Source organism: Lacticaseibacillus jixianensis, assembly GCF_003946485.1.
Lineage (GTDB): Bacteria > Bacillota > Bacilli > Lactobacillales > Lactobacillaceae > Lacticaseibacillus > Lacticaseibacillus jixianensis.
Genome location: NZ_RHOJ01000034.1, coordinates 1 through 25,838 on the forward strand (window position 1 = coordinate 1; position 25,838 = coordinate 25,838).

18 protein-coding genes and 2 pseudogenes are annotated in these 25,838 nt (G+C 59.3%); 18 read left to right on the forward strand and 2 right to left on the reverse strand.

Translation table 11 applies throughout. The features are described from left to right. The first annotated feature begins 412 nt into the window (after nt 1-412). From EKM85_RS10605 to EKM85_RS10635, 6 genes and pseudogenes are all read left to right on the forward strand, one after another. The gene (locus EKM85_RS10605) at nt 413-1,390 is read left to right on the forward strand and encodes an LPXTG cell wall anchor domain-containing protein (RefSeq protein ID WP_125586737.1); all 978 of its coding nucleotides are present in this window, start codon (nt 413-415) and stop codon (nt 1,388-1,390) included. 466 nt (nt 1,391-1,856) lie between these two features. Further along, nucleotides 1,857-2,509: pseudogene (locus EKM85_RS10615) on the forward strand (DUF4767 domain-containing protein). Between the two features lie 295 nt (nt 2,510-2,804). Continuing rightward, nucleotides 2,805-3,734 (forward strand): hypothetical protein, encoded by a 930-nt coding sequence (locus EKM85_RS10620; RefSeq protein ID WP_125586739.1) that lies wholly within the window; start codon nt 2,805-2,807, stop codon nt 3,732-3,734. A gap of 68 nt (nt 3,735-3,802) precedes the next feature. Beyond that, nucleotides 3,803-5,077, forward strand: coding sequence for an RNA-guided endonuclease InsQ/TnpB family protein (locus tag EKM85_RS10625; RefSeq protein ID WP_125586742.1), 1,275 nt, complete (start codon nt 3,803-3,805; stop codon nt 5,075-5,077). Nucleotides 5,078-5,336: 259 nt separating this feature from the next. Further along, on the forward strand, nt 5,337-5,675 hold the full coding sequence (locus tag EKM85_RS10630) for an LPXTG cell wall anchor domain-containing protein (protein WP_164510755.1): 339 nt from the start codon (nt 5,337-5,339) through the stop codon (nt 5,673-5,675). Nucleotides 5,676-6,665: 990 nt separating this feature from the next. Continuing rightward, the gene (locus EKM85_RS10635) at nt 6,666-7,535 is read left to right on the forward strand and encodes a hypothetical protein (RefSeq protein WP_125586746.1); all 870 of its coding nucleotides are present in this window, start codon (nt 6,666-6,668) and stop codon (nt 7,533-7,535) included. Between the two features lie 45 nt (nt 7,536-7,580). Here EKM85_RS10635 and rpmB read toward each other — a convergent pair whose 3' ends face one another. Then, on the reverse strand, nt 7,581-7,766 hold the full coding sequence (gene rpmB, locus EKM85_RS10640) for a 50S ribosomal protein L28 (RefSeq protein WP_125586748.1): 186 nt from the start codon (nt 7,764-7,766) through the stop codon (nt 7,581-7,583). Between the two features lie 179 nt (nt 7,767-7,945). Between rpmB and EKM85_RS10645 the strand changes: the two genes are divergently transcribed. From EKM85_RS10645 to ftsY, 10 genes and pseudogenes are all read left to right on the forward strand, one after another. After that, nucleotides 7,946-8,311, forward strand: coding sequence for an Asp23/Gls24 family envelope stress response protein (locus tag EKM85_RS10645; RefSeq protein WP_054665536.1), 366 nt, complete (start codon nt 7,946-7,948; stop codon nt 8,309-8,311). A gap of 25 nt (nt 8,312-8,336) precedes the next feature. After that, nucleotides 8,337-10,010: a DAK2 domain-containing protein gene (locus EKM85_RS10650; RefSeq protein ID WP_125586750.1), complete on the forward strand. Its 1,674-nt coding sequence runs from the start codon at nt 8,337-8,339 to the stop codon at nt 10,008-10,010. A gap of 661 nt (nt 10,011-10,671) precedes the next feature. Further along, a pseudogene (recG, locus tag EKM85_RS10655) lies at nt 10,672-12,717 on the forward strand (ATP-dependent DNA helicase RecG); the annotation flags it as partial. A 27-nt stretch (nt 12,718-12,744) separates the two neighbouring features. Beyond that, the gene (gene plsX, locus EKM85_RS10660) at nt 12,745-13,749 is read left to right on the forward strand and encodes a phosphate acyltransferase PlsX (RefSeq protein WP_125586754.1); all 1,005 of its coding nucleotides are present in this window, start codon (nt 12,745-12,747) and stop codon (nt 13,747-13,749) included. Between the two features lie 54 nt (nt 13,750-13,803). Beyond that, complete coding sequence (gene acpP, locus EKM85_RS10665) at nt 13,804-14,049, forward strand: acyl carrier protein (RefSeq protein ID WP_125586756.1); 246 nt, start codon at nt 13,804-13,806, stop codon at nt 14,047-14,049. Nucleotides 14,050-14,829: 780 nt separating this feature from the next. Beyond that, entirely contained in the window at nt 14,830-17,109 is a 2,280-nt protein-coding gene (gene metE / locus EKM85_RS10670) for a 5-methyltetrahydropteroyltriglutamate--homocysteine S-methyltransferase (RefSeq protein ID WP_125586758.1), read from the forward strand. Next, a complete protein-coding gene (locus EKM85_RS10675) occupies nt 17,099-17,971 on the forward strand; it encodes a methylenetetrahydrofolate reductase (protein WP_125586760.1) in 873 nt (290 codons plus the stop codon). Before metE ends, EKM85_RS10675 begins: the two co-directional genes overlap by 11 nt. Before the next feature lie 137 nt (nt 17,972-18,108). Next, nucleotides 18,109-18,807, forward strand: coding sequence for a ribonuclease III (gene rnc / locus EKM85_RS10680; protein ID WP_125586762.1), 699 nt, complete (start codon nt 18,109-18,111; stop codon nt 18,805-18,807). 10 nt (nt 18,808-18,817) lie between these two features. Further along, nucleotides 18,818-22,381: a chromosome segregation protein SMC gene (gene smc, locus EKM85_RS10685; RefSeq protein WP_125586764.1), complete on the forward strand. Its 3,564-nt coding sequence runs from the start codon at nt 18,818-18,820 to the stop codon at nt 22,379-22,381. A 9-nt stretch (nt 22,382-22,390) separates the two neighbouring features. Continuing rightward, nucleotides 22,391-23,386 (forward strand): signal recognition particle-docking protein FtsY, encoded by a 996-nt coding sequence (gene ftsY, locus EKM85_RS10690; RefSeq protein ID WP_125586766.1) that lies wholly within the window; start codon nt 22,391-22,393, stop codon nt 23,384-23,386. Between the two features lie 50 nt (nt 23,387-23,436). Here the strand turns inward: ftsY and EKM85_RS10695 are convergent, their stop codons facing one another. Continuing rightward, nucleotides 23,437-23,751 carry a hypothetical protein gene (locus tag EKM85_RS10695; protein ID WP_125586768.1) on the reverse strand — a complete coding sequence of 105 codons (315 nt, stop codon included), beginning with the start codon at nt 23,749-23,751 and terminating at the stop codon, nt 23,437-23,439. A gap of 179 nt (nt 23,752-23,930) precedes the next feature. On the opposite strand from EKM85_RS10695, the gene EKM85_RS10700 reads away from it, so the two are divergent. Continuing rightward, nucleotides 23,931-24,272, forward strand: coding sequence for a putative DNA-binding protein (locus EKM85_RS10700; protein ID WP_125586770.1), 342 nt, complete (start codon nt 23,931-23,933; stop codon nt 24,270-24,272). 10 nt (nt 24,273-24,282) lie between these two features. Further along, nucleotides 24,283-25,716, forward strand: a complete 1,434-nt coding sequence (gene ffh, locus EKM85_RS10705; RefSeq protein ID WP_125586772.1) for a signal recognition particle protein — start codon at nt 24,283-24,285, stop codon at nt 25,714-25,716. Nucleotides 25,717-25,838: the final 122 nt, after the last annotated feature.

Below are 25,838 nucleotides of genomic sequence, written 5' to 3' on the forward strand. Positions count from 1 at the left end.
GCTAACCAATACTATAAGATAACAGGTCATCTCGACCCGGCCCGATCTGGGTGGCTAACTTGTTCTTGCAATTTACGTACAAGATTCTAAACAAAAATTTCAACAATTAAAGGCTGGCTTACTTTTCACCTGAATATTCGACATTAACTAATGAGCTTATAAGCTATACTCCTGCAAGCACTTTCTTCAGTTAACTAGTTTTGGCCCGTTCCTTTAACCAGCTATTGCCGCTATAATACACAATATTATTTACATATTTCCGATTTAATTTTTAAAAACGCTGGTATACCGGGGCTTCGACTCCCCTTGGAAATCCCATATAATGGGCCTAGATAAGTGATTGAGTCTTTACTTGGGTTGAGTAGCTTAGTCAGTTATCTAAATTAGACAACCTATATAGGGGGAGTTCATAATGATGAATCGTTCCGGAGCAAAAAAGACTTTTGTTGCCGCTGGCTTGGCCGCAGCAACGCTGTTCAGTGTTTCTGTATTGGGTGGTAACACAGTATCCGCTGCTACAGGTACCGATCCTCAAGTTCGGACACAAGTTGATGACGGCGTTTCTGTCACAAAAGGTGACTATGCTAACGCAACTTTTGGTCCAAATAAGTCTACACAGGCTTCTGAGGCAGCTAAGACCGCTGTCCGTGCCTCGAAGAATGGTACCAAAGAATCCGAATCCGCTGCTATGGCTTTGAAGCCTACGACACAGCAGAAGAAAGTTTCTGACGCTACAGCTTCCAAGGCTGGGCAGTTGAACTCAACTGATGTGAACTTCTCAACCAAAGCTTCCGCAGCTGCCGAGAAGGCTGCTAACTTGTCTCACCGCAGCCGCCCAAGTTCTGCAGACGTTAACTTCTCAACACAGGCTCCTCAGCTGAAGGCTGAGAAGGACGGCGCAAATGTGCTTTCACACCGCACTCGTCCTAACTCTGCTGACGTAAACTTCAGCACCCAGGCATCTGCTGCTGCCGAGAAGGCTGCAAACCTGTCCCACCGTACTCGTGTAAACTCACAGGATGTTAACTTCTCCACTCGCGAGTCCGAAGGCCGCAAGAACGCTGCTTCCGTTCTTTCACACCGCACTCGTTTGAACTCACAGGATGTTAACTTCGCACAGAAGGCTTCTGACGACGCAGCCAAGGCCGCAAAGACCAAGACCGCTGTTCCAGAACCTGTTTCTGTAACGAAGGATCAGCTGGATAAGGCTGGTTACGACAACAATGGTGTGGCAAAGGTTACACCTACTGCTGCTAAGTTCACTGCTACTGACACCAAGGCTTCCCTGCCAAAGACCGGCGATAACAACAACGTTGTCGCAGCTGGTGTTGGTGCCGTTGCTGTTCTGGGCGCACTGTTTGGCCTTGCCGGCAACCGTCGTCGCGCTTAATCAGCGTTAATTTTTCAAGCGTTTGGGACTAGTCTTCGCGGCTAGTGACCAAGACTTGATCAGAGCGGTTTGACTCTGTCGGGCCGTACAGAAACTCCTCGGGATTTAGGTCTCGGGGAGTTTTTGTGTCTCCGATTCTTGTTCAGGTGATTGGCCAAACTGAAGACAGGACTACTGATACCGGTTACAATATCATCAAAAGCACCTAAGGAGGAGGCAGATGAAAATGGGAAGGCTGATCCAGGTGGCGGTGGGGGCCGCGGCCGGTTTGCTGTTGTTGGGGGGCTGTGCTGGCCAGCAGCCGGATGCGGGTGCACCGGCGGCCAAGCAAAGGGCGAAGGTGGCCAAAAAGGCTGAGCAGTCGCACGCCAGTCAGACATCGCGTAAGGCGGCTGCGGCAAGCAAGCCGGCGCACGTCAAGCAGGCGTTATGGTCCCCGCAGCAGGCAGCACTGCTGGCGACGTTTATGAAAGCGTGGGGCACCTCAATGGCGCAGACATACCAGGCCTATGACGCGGCACATCCCGTGGACTTTATGGGGAGATGGTCCCGAATGATTTTGCCAAGATGGCACCGGCGATGGGCGAACAGAAGCTCAACTACTCGCTGTCCAAGGACGGCAAGACCAGCGCTGACTACGCGATCGTCGCGATTTATTCCGATGCTGCCACTTGCGGGTTTGGCGACCAGCACGTCTACCTGTTCACGCTGTATCACGGCAAACCGCGCGTGTTGTTCACGATGCAAAACCAGGGCAACGAGAAGAACTGGCTGTACTTCAGCCCGACGAAGAACAAGGCGCTGATCGATGGCTTTGCGGCAATCGTCGCTGGCCGCAAGCCTGCGCTGCCCAAAGCGCCAGTCGTTGGGCAGCACTCGTCGCGCGATGCGATCACTCAGGCGGAGGCGGCGAACCAGAGCCACCCGCTGGCCTGGGAGCCGATTAAGGATTACAAGATGGCCGAGGCGCTGCTGATCAAGAAATACGGCGACCGCGGCTGGAATACTGTCTACGGTTCGGCCGATCGCAGCGCCCCCATCTACTGGACCGTGACCACTGAGGACAACTCGCTGTCGAAGATTGTCTATGCGACTGGCGAGGTGGAAGACTATTTTTGATCGACGAGTCCTCATTTCGACTGGTTAGATCAGTTGCGATGATAGCAGGCGGTCGGCAACGGATCTATTTCCAAACTTCATCAATCTAAGTAACAAATTTTTATGGCTTCAAGGGGCAATCTCCATTTCCGCGTGATCTTCTGCAAAGGTTTTTGTTTCGGCAAGTAATTGGCAGCGCCGGATCAGAGTCCTTTGTGCTGGTGCAACGTGTTGGTTACTTCTCCTGGCGATGCTTTGGGGCGTACCTAAAACGTGCGGTTGGCGTCAGGAGAGCAGGGGAAAGGTGGATAAGCTCATGAAGAATTCTGTTAAAACAGTGACGTCATTAGCTGCCGCAACACTGACGGCAATTGGACTAGTGGGATTAGCGGGAAGCCGTACCGTTTTGGCGGCGGATGAGCCGCAGAAAGTTAATGCGGCCGCGGCGACGCTAGAAGCGGAATTGGCCGCAGCCAAGGCAGCCGAAATAGCCGCAACTGCTGCCAATCAGGCCGCGGCCGCTGCTGCTGAATCAGCGCAGGCGCAGCTGGGGGCCGCGAAGAATGTTGAGAGTCTGGCTAAGGCCGGACTGGATGCCGCTAAGGCCGATTTAGCCGCGATTCCTGAGGGTGAGTCGTCGACGATGGAAGCGGCGGCCGCAGCCAAGGCGCAGGAGATCTACACCGGAGCCTTGGCGAAGAGCACCGCCGCGCAGCAGGCCGCTGATCAGGGGGCGGCGACGCAAAAGGCGGCGCAAAGCGCACTTGCTGCCGCCCAGGCGAAGGTAGCGGCGCTGCAGCACCAGTTTGATCTGCTGCCGGGGGAATTACCTGATGCGAGTCCGCAAACGCGCACGCAGGTCCCGGCGGCCCCATCGGTTACCCAAGAGCAATATTACGATTACACGCAAAAAGGTGAGGAGCCAACCACGGATCCGCAGGTTCGCACCCAGGTCGCTGATGCGGTTTCGACGACGCCGGACCATTACTACAGCACGCTAGGCGAGCTGCCGAGCACGAGTCCGCAAGTACGCACCCAGGTTGGGGATGCGGTCTCAGTTAGCCAGGATGACTACTTCGACTTTACCCAGAAAGGCGAAGAGCCGGCCACCGATCCACAGGTACGGACGGAGGTGGGGGACGCCGTTTCGACGACCCCCGACGAATACTTCAACATAATCGATAATCGAAGCAGGAATCCTCCGATTTCAATCGGGGGAGGAATGCTAGTCACTTCAGAGTGGTAAAAGACACGGTGTATTGACGCCTAGAACATATGTTTGGTAAAATTTAGGTACCGATTGGAGGTGCCATTATGCCTAAACTCAGTACGTTATCCATGGCGGAACTCTCATATCATTTTGGGGTACGTGTTTGTGTCTACCCATCAACCGAACAAAAGCGCCTCATCAAGCGCAACAGTGATGCTAGCCGCTTCATCTACAACGAAATGGTGGCAATGAATCGCGAACTGTATACCTTAAGACAAGTGAAGTGTCCTATCAGTCTCGTTTTGCAGCGCATCACAACACTACAAGAACGTTTGAAACGTCCGTCCACAGGCATCAGTAACATTCATGGTTGGTTGAACCATCCTGATTTTGATGCTGATATGAAAGCCAATGCTATTAAGAATTACCGCACCGCTTGGAAACTGTTTAAACAGGTCCACCAATTCGGTGTCCCTCAGTTTCACAAGCGCAATGCCCGCCAGTCTTATCAAACCTCAAATCATTATCAGTCTAGCAAGGGCCAGCCGACAATGACTAATGGCTCGGTGCGGTTGTTAGACCGCCACCATCTCACTATCGGTAAGATTGGCCGTTTGCGATTTGCCGGCATGCCCAAGTGGCTGTTTACGCGTACGGACAATATTCGTATCGGCACCACAACCGTTTCCATGGATGCTACTGGGTCTTATTTTGTTTCATTTCAGTTAGCCTCGACGCAACCATTCGTTTCGCCAAGCCCAAAGACCGGTGCTCAGATTGGCATTGATCTGAACCTAGACAACTTCTTAACGGATTCGAACGGCAATACCATCGCCAATCCGCGCTATTATCGACAAATGATTGGTAAACTCGCTAAAGCTCAGCGTAAACTTTCACGGCGCGCACGACGAGCTAAGCAGGAACGTCGTCAGTTAAACCAAGCCAAAAATTATCAAAAGCAGCGCTTGGCGGTTGCCCAGATTCACCAGCGCGTGGCTAATCAGCGTAAAAGCTTCTTACACCAGCTCAGCACGACACTGGTCAAGAACCACGACTTGGTCGTCACTGAAGAACTGCGCAGTAAGAACCTGTTAAAGAATCACGCGTTGGCCATGAGTATTAGTGATGTTGGCTGGCGGCAATTTTTGACGATGTTGGCTTATAAAGCAGCGCTGCACAACAAGCAGTTCGTTACCGTTGACCCCAAAAACACCACGCAAACTTGTCATGTCTGTGGATTTGTGATGGGGACGGCTAACACGCACAAACTAACACTAGTTCAGCGTGAATGGGACTGCCCACAATGCGGTCAGCACCACATTCGTGACTGGAATGCCGCGCAGAACATTTTGGCTAAAGGCCTCGCTGCAATCGGATAATCGTTCGCCAAGTCCCTATGGCCCTTCGGTGTCCATGGGACTAAGGCGAAGTGCGCCAAGTCCCTATGGCCCTTCGGTGTCCATGGGACTAAGGCGAAGTACGCCAAGTCCCTATGGCAACCTGGGGACGTTAAAGCTGCAGGAATTAGTTTGCCAACACTGACCGCTTGGTTAGCGCGCAGACTGTATCTGTGGAAATTACGGCAAGGAAGTGACTCAGCTTCTATCCCCGCAAGCCCTTGAATTGATTCAGGGGTGGTTGACTACGTTAGGCGAGCTGCTGAGCACTAACCCGCAGGTGCGCACCCAGACGGGCGACGCGGTATCGATCACCGTCGCTGACTTGGCGAAGGCGGGCTATGACGCTGACGGGTACGCGAAGAAGACCCCGGCGCCAGCGCCGCTTCCGCAAGCCCCTGGCAAGGGAACGCAGACGCCAGGCAAGACGGCCACGCCAACCCCGGTTGCCAACCAGACGAAGGCGGCCGCGCTACCAAAGACTGGGGACACGGATAATCTCTTCGCCTCTGGGATGGGGGTACTTGCCGTCTTAGGCGCCCTGTTTGGACTGGCCAGCGATCGCCGGCAGCGGGCTTGAGCGCGGTAATTGCTCTGACAAAAAGTTTGACATGAGGTAGAAGAAGGAGTACGGCAGGCGTCGCACTCCTTTTCTTTGCGGCGGTGAAGTTGATCCCGCGGTTGGCAGGAGAACACTATTACAAGCTGTTCTTAAGGGATGGAGAGAGAACTGGCAGTGGCGCCTACCAGGAATACTCATTGGTGCATTGTGGGTCAGGCCGGTGACGTCACTCCCCCCCGCCGCGGGGTTATCGTAAAAGCTAAAGCACAAAAAAACAGACTTTCCTGAAACTTCCAGGAAAGCCCGCCTGCCTTGCCCTCAGTACTGATCAAGTGCACGCAAAGGGCACCATCCCTTGCGAAATGGTGTCCCGCCCCCGGGTCTCCCCGGGGTTTTTGTCGTCCCGGTTTCCCGGGACCTACTACCGCCTTGTCGTCGCCGCCAAGGGTCGCTGTATTCAGTTAGGAATGGTAGTAGCATCCTTTCGCACGCCCTGGAAGGGCCCCATGCTTTCAACATGGTCTTCATCGCCAAACTGATCAGATGGCTCAATGCGCCTGGTCAATCCCACAGTGCGGATCGGATCGCCAGGAGGTTTCCGGGTCTTTCTGGCGAGGCTGTTCCTGCCTCACCCTCCCATCATCCGCGAACAGAATAACGCCATTCGCAATTACTGCCAACCACTTGGACTGCGGTTTACGCAGTTTTCATGCTTCGCGCGTCACAAAGATAACCGTCTCAATCCAAAGAAAAACGCGAACCAGCGAACTGATTGCGATGGACCACGGCAACCTCATGTTTAATTTCACACAAGCTAAATAATATATTTTTAGAGAGTTCGGCGTTATGCTGGCCAAAATAGTTTAGGGGGTGGTGACTTTAGCCAATTGGTGTGTGAGACCGGCATTGGCTTGTACTTGTATGTAAGCATCAGCAAGCCGTGCGAAAATGAAACGGATGGTGATTAACATGTTATCGGGCTATTCAATGCAAGTGGAAGGCTGGGTCATGGATGCCTATACGAGTTTTATCATCAGTAAGTCAGGGGAGGTGACGCGCATGCCGATTTTGGTCATCTATGCTGACCGCTTCTGGAACGCGCGGGGGCAGCGCCTCGCCCTGCCGAGTCGCCCCGTACCGCTTGAATTTAATGAGGAGTTGGCCAAACAGCCAGACGTGTGGACGCTGGGTGAGCGGATGCGCGTAGGCGGAAGGGTGGCCGGCGTTGACACGGCGGCCGCTTCCCAGCAAAAATTGATTCAGGAAACGCGAAAACAGATTGCCGCTGCGGATCGGAGCAAACTAAAGGCATTTAACAATGGCCTTTATACCCTTGAGCAGAAGCTGGAGCGGCTGGCCGGATTACGTCAGACCTATTTAAACGGCGAAATTTCTTTGGACACGCTGCAGAATCAGGAAAACCGGCTCCTTTATCGACACGGGCACCCGTATTTAGAGCAGCTGGCCGTGATGCACGACAAGCAGCTGGCGATGCGCCGGGCGGCCTTGCCCGCTCTCCTGGCCAAGAGCCACGTGACGTATCTCATTGCGGCACCGAAGCTGCTTAGTCATGACGTGCAGGGCCGCCAGCGCTTCGAAAAGGGCGGGCAGGAGCAGACCGCTGGCGGCCAGCGCGTGAGCACGATGTTTACCGTGACATCACTGACGCCCGCCACAGAAAAGAAGCTGACGCGCACCGCCGCTGGCCGTGAGCAGCTGCTGTTGCCGCTGCGCCGGTTTCGCCAGCTGTGGCTGCACAACGGTCGCCCGCTGGACATGCTGCCGCCGCCGTCCAAATACGATCCCGAGATGGCCAAGCTGCAGGCGGCGTGGCTTGCCTTTGAGGCCGCGCGCGCCGAAGGTCCGGCGAAGCCCTAATTTTGGGCAAAAAAAAAGCGCCACGCGGACGCAATTTTAAACGGGTTAGACCCGGGTCACTTTGCCTGACTTGAGGGCACGAGCAGAAACCCAAACGCGCTTCGGCTTGCCATCGATCAAGATCCGGACCTTCTGAAGATTGGCCTTCCATGAACGACGGCTGGAGTTCAAAGCGTGGGAACGCTTGTTACCAAAAGTCGTGTGACGGCCAGTAATTACGTCTTTTGCCATATCGAGGGACCTCCTTTGCAATCGCAATGCGATTTTTTTCACTCAACTAATTTATCATACGGCACCGCCGATTACAAGGCCTAGCAAGGAAAATTACTTGACAGCTGGCCGCTTCCTTTTAAATCGGGGGTCGCTATGCTAAACTATTTGGGAAATACCTAGTTATAGGAGGTTATCGCATGGCGGTAAAAATCAAGACCAAGTATGGCACCATCGATATTTCGAATAATGTCATCGCAACGGTCGTCGGCGGGGCTGCCACAGATATTTACGGCATCGTTGGCATGGCTTCACGCAACCAGATCCGCGATAATTTGAATGACATCCTGAACCGCGAGAACTACGCGCGCGGCGTGGTGGTCCGCCAGGCGGACAACGGCGTCACGATCGAAGTGAACATTATTGTCGGCTACGGCACCAAGATTTCTGAGGTCTGCCGCAACGTCCAGGAGAAGGTCAAGTATAACTTGGAGACCATGCTCGGCGTCACAACCAACGAAGTGACCGTGATCGTGCAGGGTGTTCGCGTACTGGCCAACGACTAGCGGCCGAGCGAGGAGGACTTAACGAGTGGAAGTTACAGAAATCACGGCAGCGAAGTTCCAGGACATGATCCGGGTCGCTGCACATCGCATTAAACAAAACGCTGAGTTCGTCAATTCATTGAACGTGTTTCCCGTTCCTGACGGCGATACCGGCACCAACATGACGTTGACCTTCCAGAGCGGCGCTAAGGCCGTTCTGGAAAGCGACAGCACCAGTGTGGGGGAACTTGCCCAGCATCTGGGTAAGGGCCTTCTGATGGGCGCTCGCGGCAACTCTGGGGTCATTTCGTCTCAGCTGTTCCGCGGCTTTGCCAAGAACGTCGAGAAAAAGCCGAGCCTGTCCGCGCAGGATCTGGCGGACGCGTTCGCCGCTGGGGTCGAGACGGCCTACAAGGCGGTCATGAAGCCCGTCGAAGGGACCATCCTGACGGTGGCCCGCGAGGCGGCCAAGGCTGGCCTTAAAGCGGCCGCGTCTTCTGACGACGTGCTGGACGTCATGACCGCCGTGACCAAGGCGGCCAAGCGCGCGCTGGCCAAGACGCCGGACCTGCTGCCGGTACTCAAGGAAGTCGGCGTGGTCGACTCCGGCGGCCAGGGCCTAGTCTTCCTTTACGAAGGTTTTGGTGAAGGCTTGTCCGGTGAGGCGGCCGACGACGCGTACGTGCCGGACGAAGAAGAAATGGACGAGATGGTCAACGCCACGCACCACCAAGGCGCGCAGGCGCAGCTCAATCCAGACGACATCGTCTACGGCTACTGCACGGAAATGATGGTCGAACTCGGCAAGGGCGAGCACCCGAAAGCCTTTGACTACGAGGCCTTCCGCAACTACCTGAACACGCTGGGCGACTCGACGTTGGTCGTGGCCGATGATGAAGTCGTCAAGGTCCACGTTCACACCGAGCACCCCGGCACGGTTTTCCGTTACGGGCAGCAGTACGGCGAACTCGCGAAGATCAAGGTCGACAACATGCGCCTTCAGCACGAGTCGATCATTGAGCGCGAAGAGGCCATCGCGGAAGAAGCCAAGCCGCAGCCGCTGGCGGAGACGGGCGTCGTGGCCATCGCGGCCGGTGCCGGGCTGGGCGAGTTGTTCAAGAGCCTGGGCGTGACGACCGTGCTGAACGGTGGTCAGACCATGAATCCAAGCACTAACGACATTTTGGATGCGATCACCAAGGCCCACGCCAAGAACGTGCTGGTCTTGCCAAACAACTCGAACATCTTCATGGCGGCCGACGAGGCGGCCAAGGCGGCCGAAGTCAACGTGGCGATCGTCAAGTCCAAGACCATCAACCAGGGGATGACCGCGATGCTCGGGTTCAACCCGGATGCGCCGCTGGCCGACAACCAGGAGCAGATGACCGAGGAGCTGGCGAATGTCGTTTCTGGCTCAGTCACCCAGGCGATCCGCGACACCGTCATCGACGGGCTCGAGATCAAGAAGGACGACTGGATGGGCATCATCGACAACAAGATCAAGGTCTCCGAAAAGGACCGGCAGCAGGCGACGATCGACATGATTGAGGCCATGCTGGACGAGGAATCAGAGATCATTACCTTGATCGTTGGCGAGGACGGCAGCCGCGAAGAGGCAGACGCCATCGAAGCGGCGGTTACCGAAGCGCATGAGGACGTCGAAGTCGAGATCCACGACGGCGACCAGCCGGTCTATCCATATTTGGTTTCAGTTGAGTAAGCAGCGCAGACCGGAGACCGCATCCGGTCTGTTTTTGCAAGGTGCAAAATCCAAGGTGCGAAGGGGCGACGCACTTAGCCCGACGATTAGCCTAGCTCAGGGCATTGTCGCCGAACTTTGGCGGCGAGGCCCTGAGCGTAGCTAAGCGCTCGGGCGTTGTCGACCCGCAGCCCGATTACGACAAGGTGCAGAGGGTTCGCGCACTTAGCGGGACAGCTAACCTAGCACAAGGCATTGCCGGTGTACTTTGCCGGCGAGGCCTTGGGCGTAGTTAGATGCTCCCGCGTTGCGAACCCGCAGCCCGATTAAGACAAGGTGCGAAGGGTTCGCGCACTTAGCGGGATGGGCAGCCTAGCCAAAGGCATTGCCGCTGGGTTTTGGCGGCGAGGCCTTTGGCGTAGCAGCCCACTCCCGCGTTGCGAACCCGCAGCCCGATTACACGAAGGTGCGAAGGGCTGGCGGTTTTAGCCCGACAGGTAGCCTAGCCTGCCGCATTGCCGCCGTACTTTGGCGGCGATGTGGCGGGCGTAGCTAGCTGCTCGGGCGTTGCCAGCCCGTAGCCCGATTAGGCAACGCGGCTTCTAATGCACAATAAACTTGCAATTTTGCAGCCTGCTTACGCCACACACCCACTTTTACAACCTCACGAAAGGAGGGAAAACCCCATATGCCATTATCCGATCCCGTCACGGTCCTGCCCGGCGTCGGCCCCAAGCGTCAAGAAGCGTTGGCCAGCTTGGGCATTGAAACCGTGGGCGATGTGCTGTTTTATTTTCCCTTCCGCTACGATGATCTGCAGGTCAAGGACCTGGCCGAGGCGGCCGACCAAGAGAAGCTCACCATCAAAGGGGTCGTGGTGGCGCCGGCCGTGGTCTCGCGGTTTGGGGCCCACAAGAATCGCGTCAACGTCCGCCTGCAGGTCGACCGCAGCGTGGTGTTGGTCACGTTCTTCAACCAGCCGTGGCTGAAAGATAAGTTCGAGCAGGGTGAAGAGGCGGCCATCTACGGCAAGTGGGACGCCAAGCGGCACACAATGACCGGCATGAAGGTGCTGGCCACCCAGAGCCAGGATGCCCCGTCTTTGTCGGGGATCTATCCCGTCAACAAGAACATTCGCCAAAGCACGCTGGTGCAGCTGGTCAAGGATGCCTGGGCCCGCGACGGCGCCGCGATCCCGGACGTGGTGCCGGCCGCGGTGCGGGAGCAGTTCAAGCTCATGTCCGACCGGGAGATCGTCCACGGCATGCATTTTCCCGACACCCAGCTGGAGGCCAAGGCGGCCCGGCGCAGTGCCATTTTTCGTGAGTTCTTCCTGTTTGAGACCCAGATCCAGGCGCTGCGCGAGGACAACCAAGGCGAGGCGAACGGGCTGGCCATTCCTTTCGACAACCAGGCGCTGCGGGGCCTGATCGCCACGCTGCCGTTTGAGCTGACCGGGGCGCAGAAGCGGGTGGTCAACGAGATCTGCGCGGACATGCGCTCACCGCACCACATGAACCGCCTGCTGCAAGGCGACGTCGGCTCCGGGAAAACGATCGTGGCGGCGATCGTGATGTACGCGGCCGTCACGGCGCGCTACCAGGCCGCGCTGATGGTGCCGACCGAAGTGCTGGCCGAGCAGCACTACGCCAAGCTGACGAAGCTCTTCGCCGCTTTGCCCGTGAAAATCTCGCTGCTGACGGGCGCGACGACCACTGCGGCGCGGCGCAACATTAAGGCTGACCTTGCCAACGGCGCAACCGACATCGTGATCGGCACGCACGCGCTGATCCAAAGGGACGTGGACTTCGCCAATCTGGGGCTGGTCATCATCGACGAGCAGCACCGCTTCGGCGTTAATCAGCGCAAGATCCTGCAGGAGAAGGGCTTAAAGCCTGACCTGCTGGCGATGACGGCGACCCCGATCCCGCGGACGCTGGCCATCACGGCGTACGGCGAGATGGACGTCTCGACGATCGACGAGCTGCCGGCGGGCCGCCAGCCGATCACGACCTCTTGGGTGCGCAAGAACCAGCTGCGCGAGGCGCTTGCGACCATGCGCACCGAGCTGGCCGCGGGCCATCAGGTCTTCACCATCACGCCGCTGATCGCCGAGTCCGAGAAGATCGACCTGCAAAACGCCGAGCAGCTCTACGAGGACCTCAACCGCGCGTTCGGCGCCCAGTACCAGGTGGCGCTTTTGCACGGCCAAATGAAAAACGACGAAAAAGATGACATTATGCGCCGCTTCAGTCAAAATGAGGTGCAGGTGCTGGTTTCGACCACCGTGGTCGAGGTCGGCGTCGACGTGCCGAACGCGACGGTAATGCTGATCTTTGACGCGGACCGCTTCGGGCTGGCGCAGCTGCACCAGCTGCGCGGCCGGGTCGGCCGGGGCCAGTCGGCGGCCTACTGCATTTTGGTTGCCGATCCGAAAAACGACGCGGGCGTTGAGCGCATGAAGGTCATGACGGAAACGACGGACGGGTTCAAGATCGCCGAAAAGGATCTGGAACTCCGCGGCTCAGGCGACATTTTCGGTGAGGCCCAAAGCGGGCTGCCGGAATTCAAGATCGCCGACCCGGTCGCTGACTACGCCACGCTGAACGCGGCGCAGCAAACCGCAGTCGGCCTGTTCAAGGCGGACCCGGCGCTGAGTGCCCCGGCGTTCGCCCCGCTGCGCGCGTACCTGGCCCGCCGCCAGCAGGCCATCGGCAGTCTGGATTAACAAAGCAAATAGAGGAGACGGTTCGAAATGAAAATTGCGATCGATGCTATGGGCGGTGATCACGCCCCGGAAGTTGTGATCGAAGGGGTGGCCCGGGCACGCGACGAGCTCACGGACGTGGAGTTCCTGCTGTACGGCGACGAAACTAAGATCCGCCCGCTGCTGAAGGACGACACACGGATGACCATCATTCACACCACCGAGAAGGTCAACTCCGACGACGAGCCGGTGCGGGCCATCCGCAGCAAGAAGCAGGCTTCCATGGTGCTGGCCGCCCAGGCGGTCAAGAGCGGTGAGGCCGACGCCATGATCTCCCTGGGCTCGACCGGGGCGCTGCTGGCAGCCGGGCTGTTCATCGTGGGCCGCATCAAGGGCATCGATCGGCCCGGCCTCATGCCGACGCTGCCGACGACGGACGGGGCCGGTTTCAACATGCTCGACGTCGGTGCCAACGCGGAGAACCGCGCCTCACAGCTGGTCCAGTACGCGATCATGGGCGACTTTTACGCGCGCGACCTGCGGGGGCTCAAGAACCCCACCATCGGCCTGCTCAACAACGGGACTGAGGCGAACAAGGGCGACGACCTGCACCAGGAGACCTACAAGCTGCTCAGCGAGCTGCCCGGGATCAACTTTATCGGCAACGTTGAATCCGATTCGATCCTCAATCACGCGGCCGACGTCGTGGTCACCGATGGCTTCACCGGCAATGCGGTGCTCAAGACGATCGAAGGCTCGGCCCGCACGATCCTCGGCTTGGTCAAGCACGCCATCATGGATAACGGCGCGTCCGCCAAGCTGGGCGGGCTCCTGCTGAAAAAGGGACTCAAACAAGTGGCGACGACGTTTGACGTCTCCAGCTACGGCGGCGCCGTGCTGCTCGGCCTGAAGGCGCCGGTCGTCAAGGCGCACGGCGGGGCGGATGCGGAGGCGGTTTATTACACCGTCAAGCAGGTCCAGCAGATGGTCAAGACCGGGACCGTGCAGAAAGTGGTCGATTATTTCCAGGCGCACCCTGCGGCTAAGGCGTGACAAAGCGCGTTAAATCAGGTATGCTAAATCCCGTTAAAACCAAGGAGGCGCGGTATGTCAGAGCAAGAGGTATTCGATAAAATCGCCGGGTTGATCGTGGATCATTTCCAGGTACCGGCGGCGAAGGTCACCAACGACTTGAACTTCAAGTCCGACCTGGACGCGGATTCGATCGATTCTGTCGAGTTCGTGCTTGAACTGGAGGACGCGTTCGGCGCCGAGATCCCCGACGAGGATGCGGAGAAGATCCAAACCGTCGGCGATGCGGTCCAGTACGTGCTCGCCCACCAAAGCAAGTAACCGGACAAAATTAACGCGGCGACCGACGATCAATCGGTGGCCGCTTTTTTTATATAAGATGCGCAGAGTTCGCGCACTTAGCCCGACAGCTAGCCTAGCTCCAGGCATTGCCGCTGGTCTTTAGCGGCGAGGCCTGGAGCGTAGCTAGATGCTCGGGCGTTGCGAACTCGGAGCTCAGTTGCAGCAAGATGCGCAGAGTTCGCGCACTTAGCCCGACAGCCAGCCGCTACGCATGTCAGCCTGTACGCCGCAAGCGGCTACAGGCTGATCATAGCTCCAGGCATTGCCGGCGTTTTTTGCCGGCGAGGACTTGACCGTAGCTGGGTGCTCCCCCGTTGCGAACTCGGAGCTCAGTTGCAGCAAGATGCGCAGCGTTCCCGGTCTTAGCCCGACAGCCAGCCGCAAGCCTGTCTCATCGCGGTTTCATTTTCCTCGCGGTATTTGGTTGACACACCGGCCCGTTCGGGGGTAGAATTTTCACAACATTAAAAAGCGATTAAAAGATGAGTAACCGTCCAGTCTTTAACAGAAAGCCGCAGGGGATGAGAAGTGGCACTGGCGACGCGGTGAAGATGGTCTTTGCTGCCGCGGCCGGCTGAGCGCAAGTTAAGCTGGTCTGGGTGCGCCCATTACAGCGCCGAGTCTCGCCGTTCGGCCGGACTGATCGAGGCGCCTGGTGTGAACCCGGCGCGAATACAAGGTGGTAACGCAGCCATGCTGCCCTTGCACTCTCTAGGAGTGTGGGGGCGGTTTTTTTTTCGCAAAAAGGAGTAGGAAAAAATGACGACAACGATTATTGGCTACCCCCGCATTGGGGCGCACCGGGAACTGAAATTTGCGACGCAGCACTACTTTAAACAGCGGCTTTCTGCGGCTGAGCTGCAAGCGACGGCTCAGCAGCTGCGGCTGGCCAACTGGCAGACGATCAAGCGGGCGGGGATCGATCAGGTGCCGACCGGGGACTTTTCCTTTTTCGACACGACGCTGGACACCGCGTTTCTGCTGAACATTGTGCCCAAGCGGTACCAGGCGCTGAACCTGCCTTTGCTGGATGAATACTTTGCGCTGGCCCGCGGCTACCAAGGGCCGGCCGGGGACGTCAAGGCATTGTCCATGAAGAAGTGGTTCAACACCAATTACCACTACCTGGTGCCCGAGTTTGACCAAGACACGCAGATCAAGGTCCGCGACTGGCAGCTGTTCGCCCAGTTCCAGGAGGCCAAAGCCGCCGGCATTAACGCGCGGCCCTCGCTGGTCGGGCCATACACCTTGCTGCGCCTGAGCCGCTTTCTCGCCGGCAGGCAGGCCGCGGACTTCGCAGACGCGCTGGCCGCGGCCTACACCGAGATCATCGCGCGCCTGCGTGCGGCGGGGGCGCAGTGGATCCAGCTGGACGAGCCGGCACTGGTCTTTGATCAAAGCGTGGCGGATCAGGCGCTGTTTAAGCAGCTGTACACGCCCATTCTCGCGCAGAAGGGCCAAGCCAAAATCCTGCTGCAGACCTATTTTGGCGACGTGACGGATTCTTACCAGAACCTGACGACGCTGCCGTTTGACGGGCTGGGTCTGGACTTTATCGAAGGCCAGGCCAACTTGGCGCTGCTGACGCGCCAGGGTTTCCCCAAGGATCGAGTGCTCTTTGCCGGGGTGGTGAACGGCAAGAACATCTGGCGCACCAACTACGACAAGACGCTGGCCCTGCTGGCGCAGCTGGACGAAGTGGCCGCGGACGTGGTGCTATCGACCTCGACGTCGCTGCTGCACGTGCCATACACGACCAAAAACGAGCCGCAGATTGACCCCGCCGAACTGCGGTACTTGGCGTTCGCCGAGGAGAAGCTGACCGAACTGCGCGAACTGGATGCCGCGCGCCACGCCAAGCGCGAGACGCCGGCGCTGCTTGCTAACCGCCACCTGTTTGCGACCCCGCGGTACGTCGAAGATCCCGCCATCAACGCCAAAATTGCCGCGCTGAAGCCGGCAGACTACCAGCGGCTGCCGGCCCGCAAGACGCGCCTCGCGATTCAGGCGAAGGAGTTTCACCTGCCGCTGCTGCCGACGACGACGATCGGGTCGTTCCCGCAGACGGCGGCCGTGCGCAAAAACCGGGCCGAGTTCCGCAAAGGCAAGATCACGGCAGAAGCATACACTGCCTTCAACCACAAGGAGATGCGGCGCTGGCTGAAGATCCAGGAAGACCTTGGGCTGGACGTCCTGGTCCACGGCGAATTCGAGCGCAACGACATGGTCGAATACTTTGGCGAGCAGCTGAAGGGCTTTCGCTTCACGGCCAACGGTTGGGTCCAGTCCTATGGCACGCGCGGGGTCAAGCCGCCCATCATCTGGGGCGACGTGGTCCGCACGCACCCGATCACGGTGGCCGAAGCGGTCTACGCCCAGCGGCAGACGACTAAACCGGTCAAGGGGATGCTGACGGGGCCGGTGACGATCCTCAACTGGTCGTTCCCGCGCGAGGACGTCTCGCCGCAGCTTTCCACGGAGCAGATCGCGCTGGCGCTGCAAGGCGAGGTGCTGGACCTGGAGCAGCACGGAATCAAGATCATTCAGATCGACGAACCGGCGTTGCGCGAGAACCTGCCGCTGCGCAAAAAGGACTGGCACCGCAAGTACCTGGACTGGGCGGTGCCGGCGTTTCGGCTGGTCGGCGCCAAAGTGCAGCCGACCACGCAGATCCACACCCACATGTGCTACTCGGAGTTTGGCGACATTATTGAGGCCATCGACGCGCTGGACGCGGATGTGATCAGCTTTGAGGCCGCACGGGCGGACATGACGCTGCTCGACGTCCTGCATGACGTTCACTTTGAGACGCACGTTGGCCCCGGGGTTTACGACATCCACTCGCCGCGGGTGCCGGCCAAGGCGGAAATCGTCAAGATCATTCACGAGATCCTGCGCCGGATCCCCAAGGAGAACGTCTGGATCAATCCGGATTGCGGGCTTAAGACCCGCGAGGAGCCGGAGACGGTCGCCAGCCTGCGCAACATGGTGCAGGCGACCAAGCAGGTGCGAGAGGAGCTCAGCGGCAATGAAAGTTAACCGACTCTTTAATGATCACCAGGTGCTTTCCTTTGAGCTTTTCCCCCCGCGCCAGCGCACCTCTGACGAGGACTACCGCCGCATCGACGAGACCATCAGTGCCGTCTCGGCGCTGGCCCCTGATTTTGTGTCGGTGACGCTGCACACCGGCGTCCAGGATCAGCGCCGCCTGACGCTGGCCTTGGCCGACCGGATCCAGCACCAGTATGGCCTGCCAGCGGTCGCCCATCTGCCGGCGGCGCAGCTCACGACGGCCGAGGTCGACGACTTACTTGACGCGTTCAAGGCGAACGGGATCGAGAATATTTTGGCCCTGCGCGGCGATCTGCCGGCAGGGGGCCGGGTCGCACGCGATTTTCCCCACGCGAGCGACCTGATCCGTCATATTCATGAATACAGCGACTTTAACGTGATCGCGGCCTGCTACCCCGAGACGCATCCCGAGGCGCTCAGCCCTGAGGCCGACCTGCGTCACCTGAAGGAAAAAGTGGCCGCCGGGGCCGCCCAGCTGATCTCCCAACTCTTCTTTGATAATCACGTCTTCTATGACTTCGTGGCCCGCGCGCGGGCGGTGGGCATCACCGTCCCGATCGAGGCCGGGATCATGCCGGTGCTCAGCCAGCACCAGATCGATCGCATGGCCAGGACCAGCGGCGTCAGCCTGCCGGAAAAGTTTCTCAGCATGATGGACCACTACGCCGGTCGTCCAGAGGCCATGCGCGATGCGGGCATCGCCTACGCCATCGATCAGATCGTTGACCTGATGGTGCACGGGGTGGACGGCATCCACCTTTACACCATGGATAACCCGACGGTCGCTAGGCGCATTGTGGAGGCCACCCGGGCACTGGTGCGCCAGTGAGGGCCCATTAAAAGACACGCCTGCCAGAAGCAGGCGTGTCTTTTCAATCCTCAGCCTGCGCGAGCGGCTGGTGTTAGCGCCGGTCGTTCTGTATAATAAATAGGAGTATGTATAGCCAACCTATTAGGAGGTCAACAATGGTCGCATCGGAGTTCGTCAGTGAGTTACGCCAGCGTTACGGGGTCGAGTTCAAGGATCTGAGCCTGCTTGATGAAGCCTTCACGCACTCGTCATACGTGAATGAGCATAAGGAACTGGGCCTGAAGGATAACGAGCGGCTCGAGTTCCTGGGCGACGCCGTGCTGGAGCTGACGGTGTCGGATTATTTGTTTCGCAAGTTTCCCGACCTCCCGGAAGGCGACCTGACCCGGATGCGGTCGGCGGCCGTGCGCACGCGCGCGTTCTCCGGCTTTGCCAAGGAGGCCCACTTCGACCGGTACATCCGGCTGGGGAAGGGTGAAGAGCGCGCCGGGGCCCGCAAGCGCCTCACGCTTTTGGAAGATCTGTTTGAGGCCTTTAACGGCGCGCTGTACCTCGACCGAGGCCGGGAGGCGAACATCAAGTTTGCCGAGCAAATAATCTTTCCCAAGATCGACGCCGGCGAGTTCTCCGCCGACATGGACCACAAAACCGCGCTGCAGGAATTCGTGCAGCAGGACGGCGAAGTCGAGATCGAGTACCACCTGCTGAGCGAGACCGGCCCGGCGCACGCGCGGCAGTTCCAAGTGGACGTGGCCGTCGACGGCACGGTGCTGGGCTCTGGCGTAGGGAAGAATAAAAAAGCGGCGGAGCAGGCCGCGGCCGACGACGCGTTGACCAAGCTCCGCGCAAAGTGAGTGAAAGTGCATGCAGTTAAGACATCTGACGATCAACGGCTTCAAATCGTTCGCGGATAAAACCGAGATCGACTTTGTGTCCGGATTGACCGGCATCGTCGGACCAAACGGTTCGGGGAAGAGCAACATCACCGAGGCCATTCGCTGGACGCTGGGGGAGCAAAGTGCCAAGTCCCTGCGCGGCGAGAAAATGGGTGACGTGATCTTCGCTGGGACCGCCACGCGGCCGCCGCTGAACCGTGCCGAAGTGACGATGACGTTCGATAATTCAGACGGCTACTTGCCGAATCAGCCGGCGGAGGTCACTGTGACCCGGCGGCTTTTTCGTGATGGCGAATCGGATTTTCTCATCAATAAGCAGAACGTCCGCCTGAAAGACATCATCGACCTGTTCATGGACTCCGGCCTGGGCAAGGAGAGCTTCTCCTTCATCTCCCAGGGCCGCGTCGAGGCCGTGTTCAACTCCAAGCCGGAAGACCGCCGCGCGATCCTCGAAGAGGCCGCCGGCGTTTTGAAGTACAAGCAGCAGAAAAACAAGGCCCAAGCTGAGCTCAAGGAGACCCAGGACAACTTAGACCGCGTCAGCGACATTGTGGCCGAGCTGCACAAGCAGGTGACGCCGCTGGCCGAGCAGGCGTCTTTGGCCCGCGATTTTGAGCGGCAAACCAAGGACTACCAGCGCATTCACAAGAGCATCCTGGCGCTGGAGATCCAGCAGCTGGCCGCCGAGCAGACCAAGACGCAGCAGGCGGCCACGGTCACCAAGGAGACCGTGGCGGCGCTGACGGCCAAGGCCAAGCACCTAGAGGCCCAGTCGGAGACGCTGACGGCCACCGACCAGGAACTGGACGCCAAGCTCACCAAGCTCAACGACGCGCTGCTGTCGCAGTCGATGAAGCTGGAAAGCCTCACCGGCGAGGTCAACGTGTCGTCTGAGCGCGCCAACAATGCCCAGGAGACACTCAAGGACCTCACGGCGCAGCAGGCGCAGACAAGCGCAGACCTCGCCGCCGCCAAAGAGCGGGTGGCCGGTCTCAAGCAAACGCAGCAGGCGCAGGCCGAGCAGCACCAGACACTTGCGGCCAAGTTGGCTGCCGTCAAGGCCGGGGCCCAGTCCCCAGAGGCGCTGGCCGCGCAGCTGGACCAGGCCCAGGCCAAGTACATCGATTTGCTGCGGCAGCAGGCCGACACGAAGAACGCCCTGGCCGCCGCGCAAAAAGATCAGCAGGTCGCCCAAAGCCAAAGCGCCGCGGACCGCGCCCGGCTGGCCGAGCTGACCCGGCGCCAGCAGGCCCAGCAGGCGGCGGTTGACGAGCTGATCGGCCAGGTCGCGGCGCTCACGACGACCGCCGAGGCGGCCCGCACCACTGCGGCGGCGAAGCAGCAGGAAAGGGACCTCGCTCAGCGCGCCTTTGCCGACGCGCAGGACCGCCTTAACCAGGCGACCACGCTGTACCAGCGGGCCAACTCCCGCTACGAGACGCTTCAGGAGCTCAAGGACGATTACGCCGGCTTTTACTCCGGCGTCCGGGCGGTGCTGAAGAACAAGGCCCAACTGGCCGGCGTTATCGGCGCCGTGGCCGAGCTGCTGGCGGTGCCCAGCAAATACCAGCAGGCCTTCGACGTGGCCTTGGGCGGCAGCCTGCAGGCGATCGTCACCGAGTCTGAGCAGGCGGCCAAGCAGGCGATTTCTTACCTCAAGCAGACGCGAGCCGGGCGGGCGACCTTTTTGCCGACTGCGGTGATCCGGCCGCGCGCTTTGCCGGCAAGCGTCAAAAGCCAGCTCGCAGGCCAGCCCGGGTTCATCGGGGTCGGCGTTGAGCTGGTGCGCTTCCGCCAAGAAGTCGCCCCGGTCATGGAAAACCTGCTCGGCAGCCTGATCGTGGCCGAGACGCTCGATGCCGGCATTAAGCTGGCCAACCTGACCGGCCACCGCTACCGCATCGTGACGCTGGACGGCGATATTCTGACCCCGGGCGGGGCGCTGACCGGTGGCCAGACGCGCAAGCTTGGCGTCTCCCCGCTGGCGCGCACCCAGGAGGTGACGCAGCTGCACGCCCAGCTGCGCGAAATGAAGACTGCCCTGGCTGGTCAAACGGCCAAGGTGCAGACCCTGCAGGCCGCGCTGACTGCGGCCCAGACGGCGGCGCAGCAGGCGGACCAGGCCGTTAGCCAGGCCCACGCCAACCTCACCGCGCACAAGGCCCAGCTGGAAGCCCAGCAGGCGGCCTTGACGCAGCTTGACCGGCAGCGGCAAGCCGCCAAGCTTGCCAGCGGCGCCGCAGACGATTACGATGAGCGGATCGAGACGCTGACCCAGCAGGCCGAAGCCGTCGCCACCGCGCTTGAGGAAACTCAGGCCCAGATCGATGAGACCAAGGCCAAGCAGAGTCAAGTCGAGGCCAGCGCGGCAGAAGTGCAGGCGCAGGTCGCTGATCTGCAGACGCAGCTTGCGGTGCTGAAGAACGCGGCGGCCACGACCCAAACGCAGCTGGCGCAGTGGCAAGACCAGGTCAAGGTCAGCACGCAGGCGGCGCAGCGGCTGGCAGCACGCATTGAGAAAATCAAGCAGGCCGCCGCGGAAAGTGCGACGGACAAGCAGACCCGGACGCAAACTATCGCGCAGCTCAAGGCCAGCACCAAGACCCTGCGCGCGGAGCAGGACAAGCTTACCAAGCAGAAGGCCGACAATCGCGGCCAGCTCAGCAGCGTTTCGGCGGCGATCACCACGACCTACACCCAGCAGCACCAGGCGATGGCCGAGGCCGAGCAGCAAAGTGCCACGCTCAGCCGGGTCAAGGTCAACTTGGACAACCGGCTGGCTGCGCTTGCCGAGGACTACCAGCTGACTTATGAGGCGGCGCTGGCCGCGACCGCCAGCCAGGCGGCAGAACTGCCGCAGCTGAAAGCCAAGCTCAAGCTGCTCAAGCGCGGGCTCGATGAACTGGGCCCGGTGAACCCGAACGCGATCGCCGAGTACGAGAACGTGAAGGAGCGCTTCGACTTTTTGACCAAGCAGCAGGACGACCTGCTGGCGGCCAAGGCCCAGCTGGAAGAAACCATGGGCGAGCTTGACGAAGAGGTCAAGGCCCGCTTCAAGCAGATGTTCGACGCCACCAACGCGGCGTTTGAAACCATTTTTCCCCAGATGTTCGGCGGCGGCGAGGCGCACCTCAGCCTGACGACGCCGGAGGACCTGCTGAACACCGGCATCGAGATTTCGGCGCAGCCGCCGGGCAAAAAGCTGACGCGGCTGTCGCTGCTGTCCGGCGGCGAGCGCGCGCTGACGGCGATCGTGCTGCTGTTTGCGATCCTCAAGGTGCGGCCGGTGCCGTTCTCCATTCTGGATGAGGTCGAGGCCAGCCTGGATGACGTCAACGTCGATCGCTTCGGCCGGTTCCTGCGCGACTACAGTTCCGACACCCAGTTCATCGTGATCACCCACCGGCGCGGGACCATGCTGGCGGCCAACATGCTGTACGGGGTCACCATGCAGGAGTCCGGCGTGTCCAAGATGGTCGCCGTGTCCCTGGATCAGGTCCAAGACGAGCCAGCACCCGCAAGCACGAAATAGGAGGCAATCATGGGATTATTCGATTCGCTTAAAAAGGCGTTTGGCGGCGGCAAGGAAGAAACTGCCGAGGAACAGAAGTACGACGCCGGGCTGGAGAAAAGCCGCAGCACGTTCGGGGAAAAGCTGAACGCGCTGTTTGCCAATTTCCGCACGGTCGACGAGGACTTCTTCGACGACCTCGAGGAGATGCTGATCGGCGCCGACGTCGGCTTTGAAACCGCTGAGAAGCTCACCGAGGAGCTGCGCGATGAGGTCAAGCTCCAAAACGCCAAGAGCAAGGACGAGGTCTCCGCGGTGATCGTTCAAAAGCTGGTCGACATTTACGGTGAGGCCGGCGCAGGGGAGGACAACACCCTCCACTATGCAGAAGCCGGGCCGTCCGTGTTCCTGTTCGTCGGGGTCAACGGCGCCGGCAAGACGACGACCATCGGCAAGCTCGCCCACCAGCTGCAGCAGGATGGGAAAAAGGTCCTGCTGGCAGCCGGCGACACGTTCCGGGCCGGCGCCATCCAGCAGCTCCAGGAGTGGGGCAGACGCGATGGGGTGCCGGTGGTCGCCACCCAGGCCGGCGGCGATCCCGCCGCGGTCGTGTTCGACGCCGTGAAGCGCGCCAAGGACGAAAATTTTGACGTGCTGCTGGTGGACACGGCCGGCCGGCTGCAAAACAAGGTCAACCTGATGAAGGAGCTCGACAAGATCAAGCGCGTCATTGTGCGTGAGCTGCCGGCTGCCCCGCAGGAGGTGCTGCTGGTGCTGGACGCAACCACCGGGCAAAACGCGCTGAGCCAGGCTAAGGAGTTCAACCAGACCACCAAGATCTCCGGCATCGTCTTGACCAAGCTCGACGGCTCCGGCAAGGGCGGCATTGTGCTGGCCATTCGCAATTCCCTGCACGTGCCGGTCAAGCTGGTCGGCCTCGGGGAGAAGATGGACGATCTGCAGGTCTTCGATCCCAACAAATTCGTGTACGGGCTGTTCAAGGGCCTGATCAAGGAAAGCAATTAGGGAACAATAAAACCGCTGCGATGATTCGCAGCGGTTTTTCTCACTTATGCTTAGGCAGCAGCAGGCTGCTTTTCGCGGCCCAAGATGACCTGCAGGACGATCAGCACGACGTAGAAGATCAGGATGTAGCCGAGCCACGGCCCGATCTTAACGGAGCTGTCGAACCAGTACTTCTGCCAGGCGGTGTTGCTCATCACCCACAGGAAGATGGCGCCCAGCAGCGCGCCGATGGCATTGAGAATCGCGAAGAACCACAGATTCCCGTTTTCGTGGTTGTGGAGATAAATGCCGGAAAATACAATGTTCCAGAGCCCCCAGCCGCAGAACGCGGCCACGATGCCCCAATATAGAATGGTTGCAACCATAATTATTCCCTCCAATTCATTACTCCTCTAGTTTACCACGATGTAAGCGGAATTTTGCCTCTTTTCTTCGGCGCGGCCGGACATGGCGGGGCAGCGCCGCCCGCTTCGGCCCCGCGCTGCATTGACGCGGCCTTTGCCGACCGGTATTCTGTTATAAGGAAGAAAAGGCGGGACAGCTAATGGAAATTGAAAAGAATAACCGCATGAATTCGCTGTTTGAGTTCTACGGGGCGCTTTTGACCGACAAGCAGCATGCCTATCTGGAGCTGTACTACGGCGATGATTACTCGCTTGGGGAGATCGCGACCGAGTTCGACGTGTCGCGGCAGGCGGTGTACGACAATATTCGCCGCACCGAAGCGAGCCTGGAGGAGTACGAAAGCAAGCTGCACTTGCTGGCGAATTACCAGGCGCAAAATGAGGCGGTCGACCGGCTGGTGCAGTACGTGCGCACCAAGTATCAAGCGGACGCGCAATTAAGTGAGTTAGTGACCCGCGTCGCCGATCAGGCCGCGCGGTAGGAGGTAAAGCATGGCATTTGAAGGATTATCAGAGCGGCTTCAAAAAGCCTTCGCCGGACTGCGGCGCAAGGGTAAAGTTTCCGAACAGGACGTCAAAGACACCATGCGGGAGATCCGCCTGGCGCTGCTGGAAGCTGACGTCAACTTCGGCGTGGTCAAGGACTTCGTCAAGAACGTGCGGACCAAGGCCCTGGGGGCGGAAGTCCTCGACAGCCTGACGCCTGCCCAGCAGATCATCAAGATCGTCAACGACGAGCTGACGGCAACGATGGGCGAGGCGGCCGTACCGCTGAACAAGGCGCCAAAGATCCCCACCGTCATCATGATGGTCGGGCTGCAAGGCGCCGGGAAAACCACCACGGTCGGCAAGCTGTCCAAGTACCTGATGGCCAACGAGAAGGCGCGGCCGCTGCTGATCGCGGCCGACGTCTACCGGCCGGCCGCGATCGACCAGTTGAAGGTGATCGGCGACCAGCTCGGCGTGCCGGTCTTTGACATGGGCACCGACACCGACCCGGTGGAGATCGTTCGCCAGGGGCTGGCGCAAGCGGCCCTGCAGAAGAACGATTACGTGCTGATCGATACCGCCGGGCGCCTGCAGATCGACGAGCAGCTGATGACGGAGCTGGCGAACATCAAGGCCTTGGCGCAGCCGAGCGAGATCCTGCTGGTCGTTGATGCCATGACTGGGCAGGCCGCGACGGACGTGGCCAAGGGCTTCAACGAGCGGCTCGACATCACCGGCGTCGTGCTCACCAAGCTCGACGGTGACACCCGCGGCGGGGCCGCGCTGTCCATCCGCGCCGTTACTGGCAAGCCGATCAAGTTCGTCGGTCAGGGCGAAAAAATGGACGCGCTGGACGTCTTTTATCCGGACCGCATGGCCAACCGGATCCTCGGCATGGGCGACATGCTCACCCTGATCGACAAGGCGCAGAAGAACTACGACCAAAAGCAGGCGCAGGAAGTTGCCGACAAAATCAAGGAAAACACCTTTGACTTCAACGACTTCCTCGACCAGATGGACCAAGTCGCGAGCATGGGCTCCATGGACGAGATCATGAAGATGATCCCCGGCATGGCTAACAATCCGGCCATGAAGAACTTCCACGTCGACCCCAAGGACGTCGCGCACCAGCGGGCGATCGTGTACTCGATGACCCCGCAGGAACGCGAGGACCCGGACCTGCTGAACCCGTCGCGGCGGCGGCGCATCGCGGCCGGCTCCGGTGTGCCGATCGTCAAGGTCAACCAGATGATCAAGCAGTTCAACCAGGCCAAGAAGATGATGAGCCAGATGTACAAGGGCAACTTCGCCGGCATGGAAGGCTTGATGGGCGGCGGCATCAAGGGCAAACTGGGCAAGATGGCCATGAACAACATGGTCCGCAAGCAGAAAAAGAACAAGAAGAAGCGCCTGAAGACCAAGCACTTCCATTCCTAGAAAGCGTAAGAGGCCGAGACATAATTCTCGCCCAAAAGAAAAAGTCCTGAGAATCCGAATAATACGGAATCTCAGGGCTTCTTTTTGTGGGCACAGCGCCCATTCTCTGCTAACCTTAACTT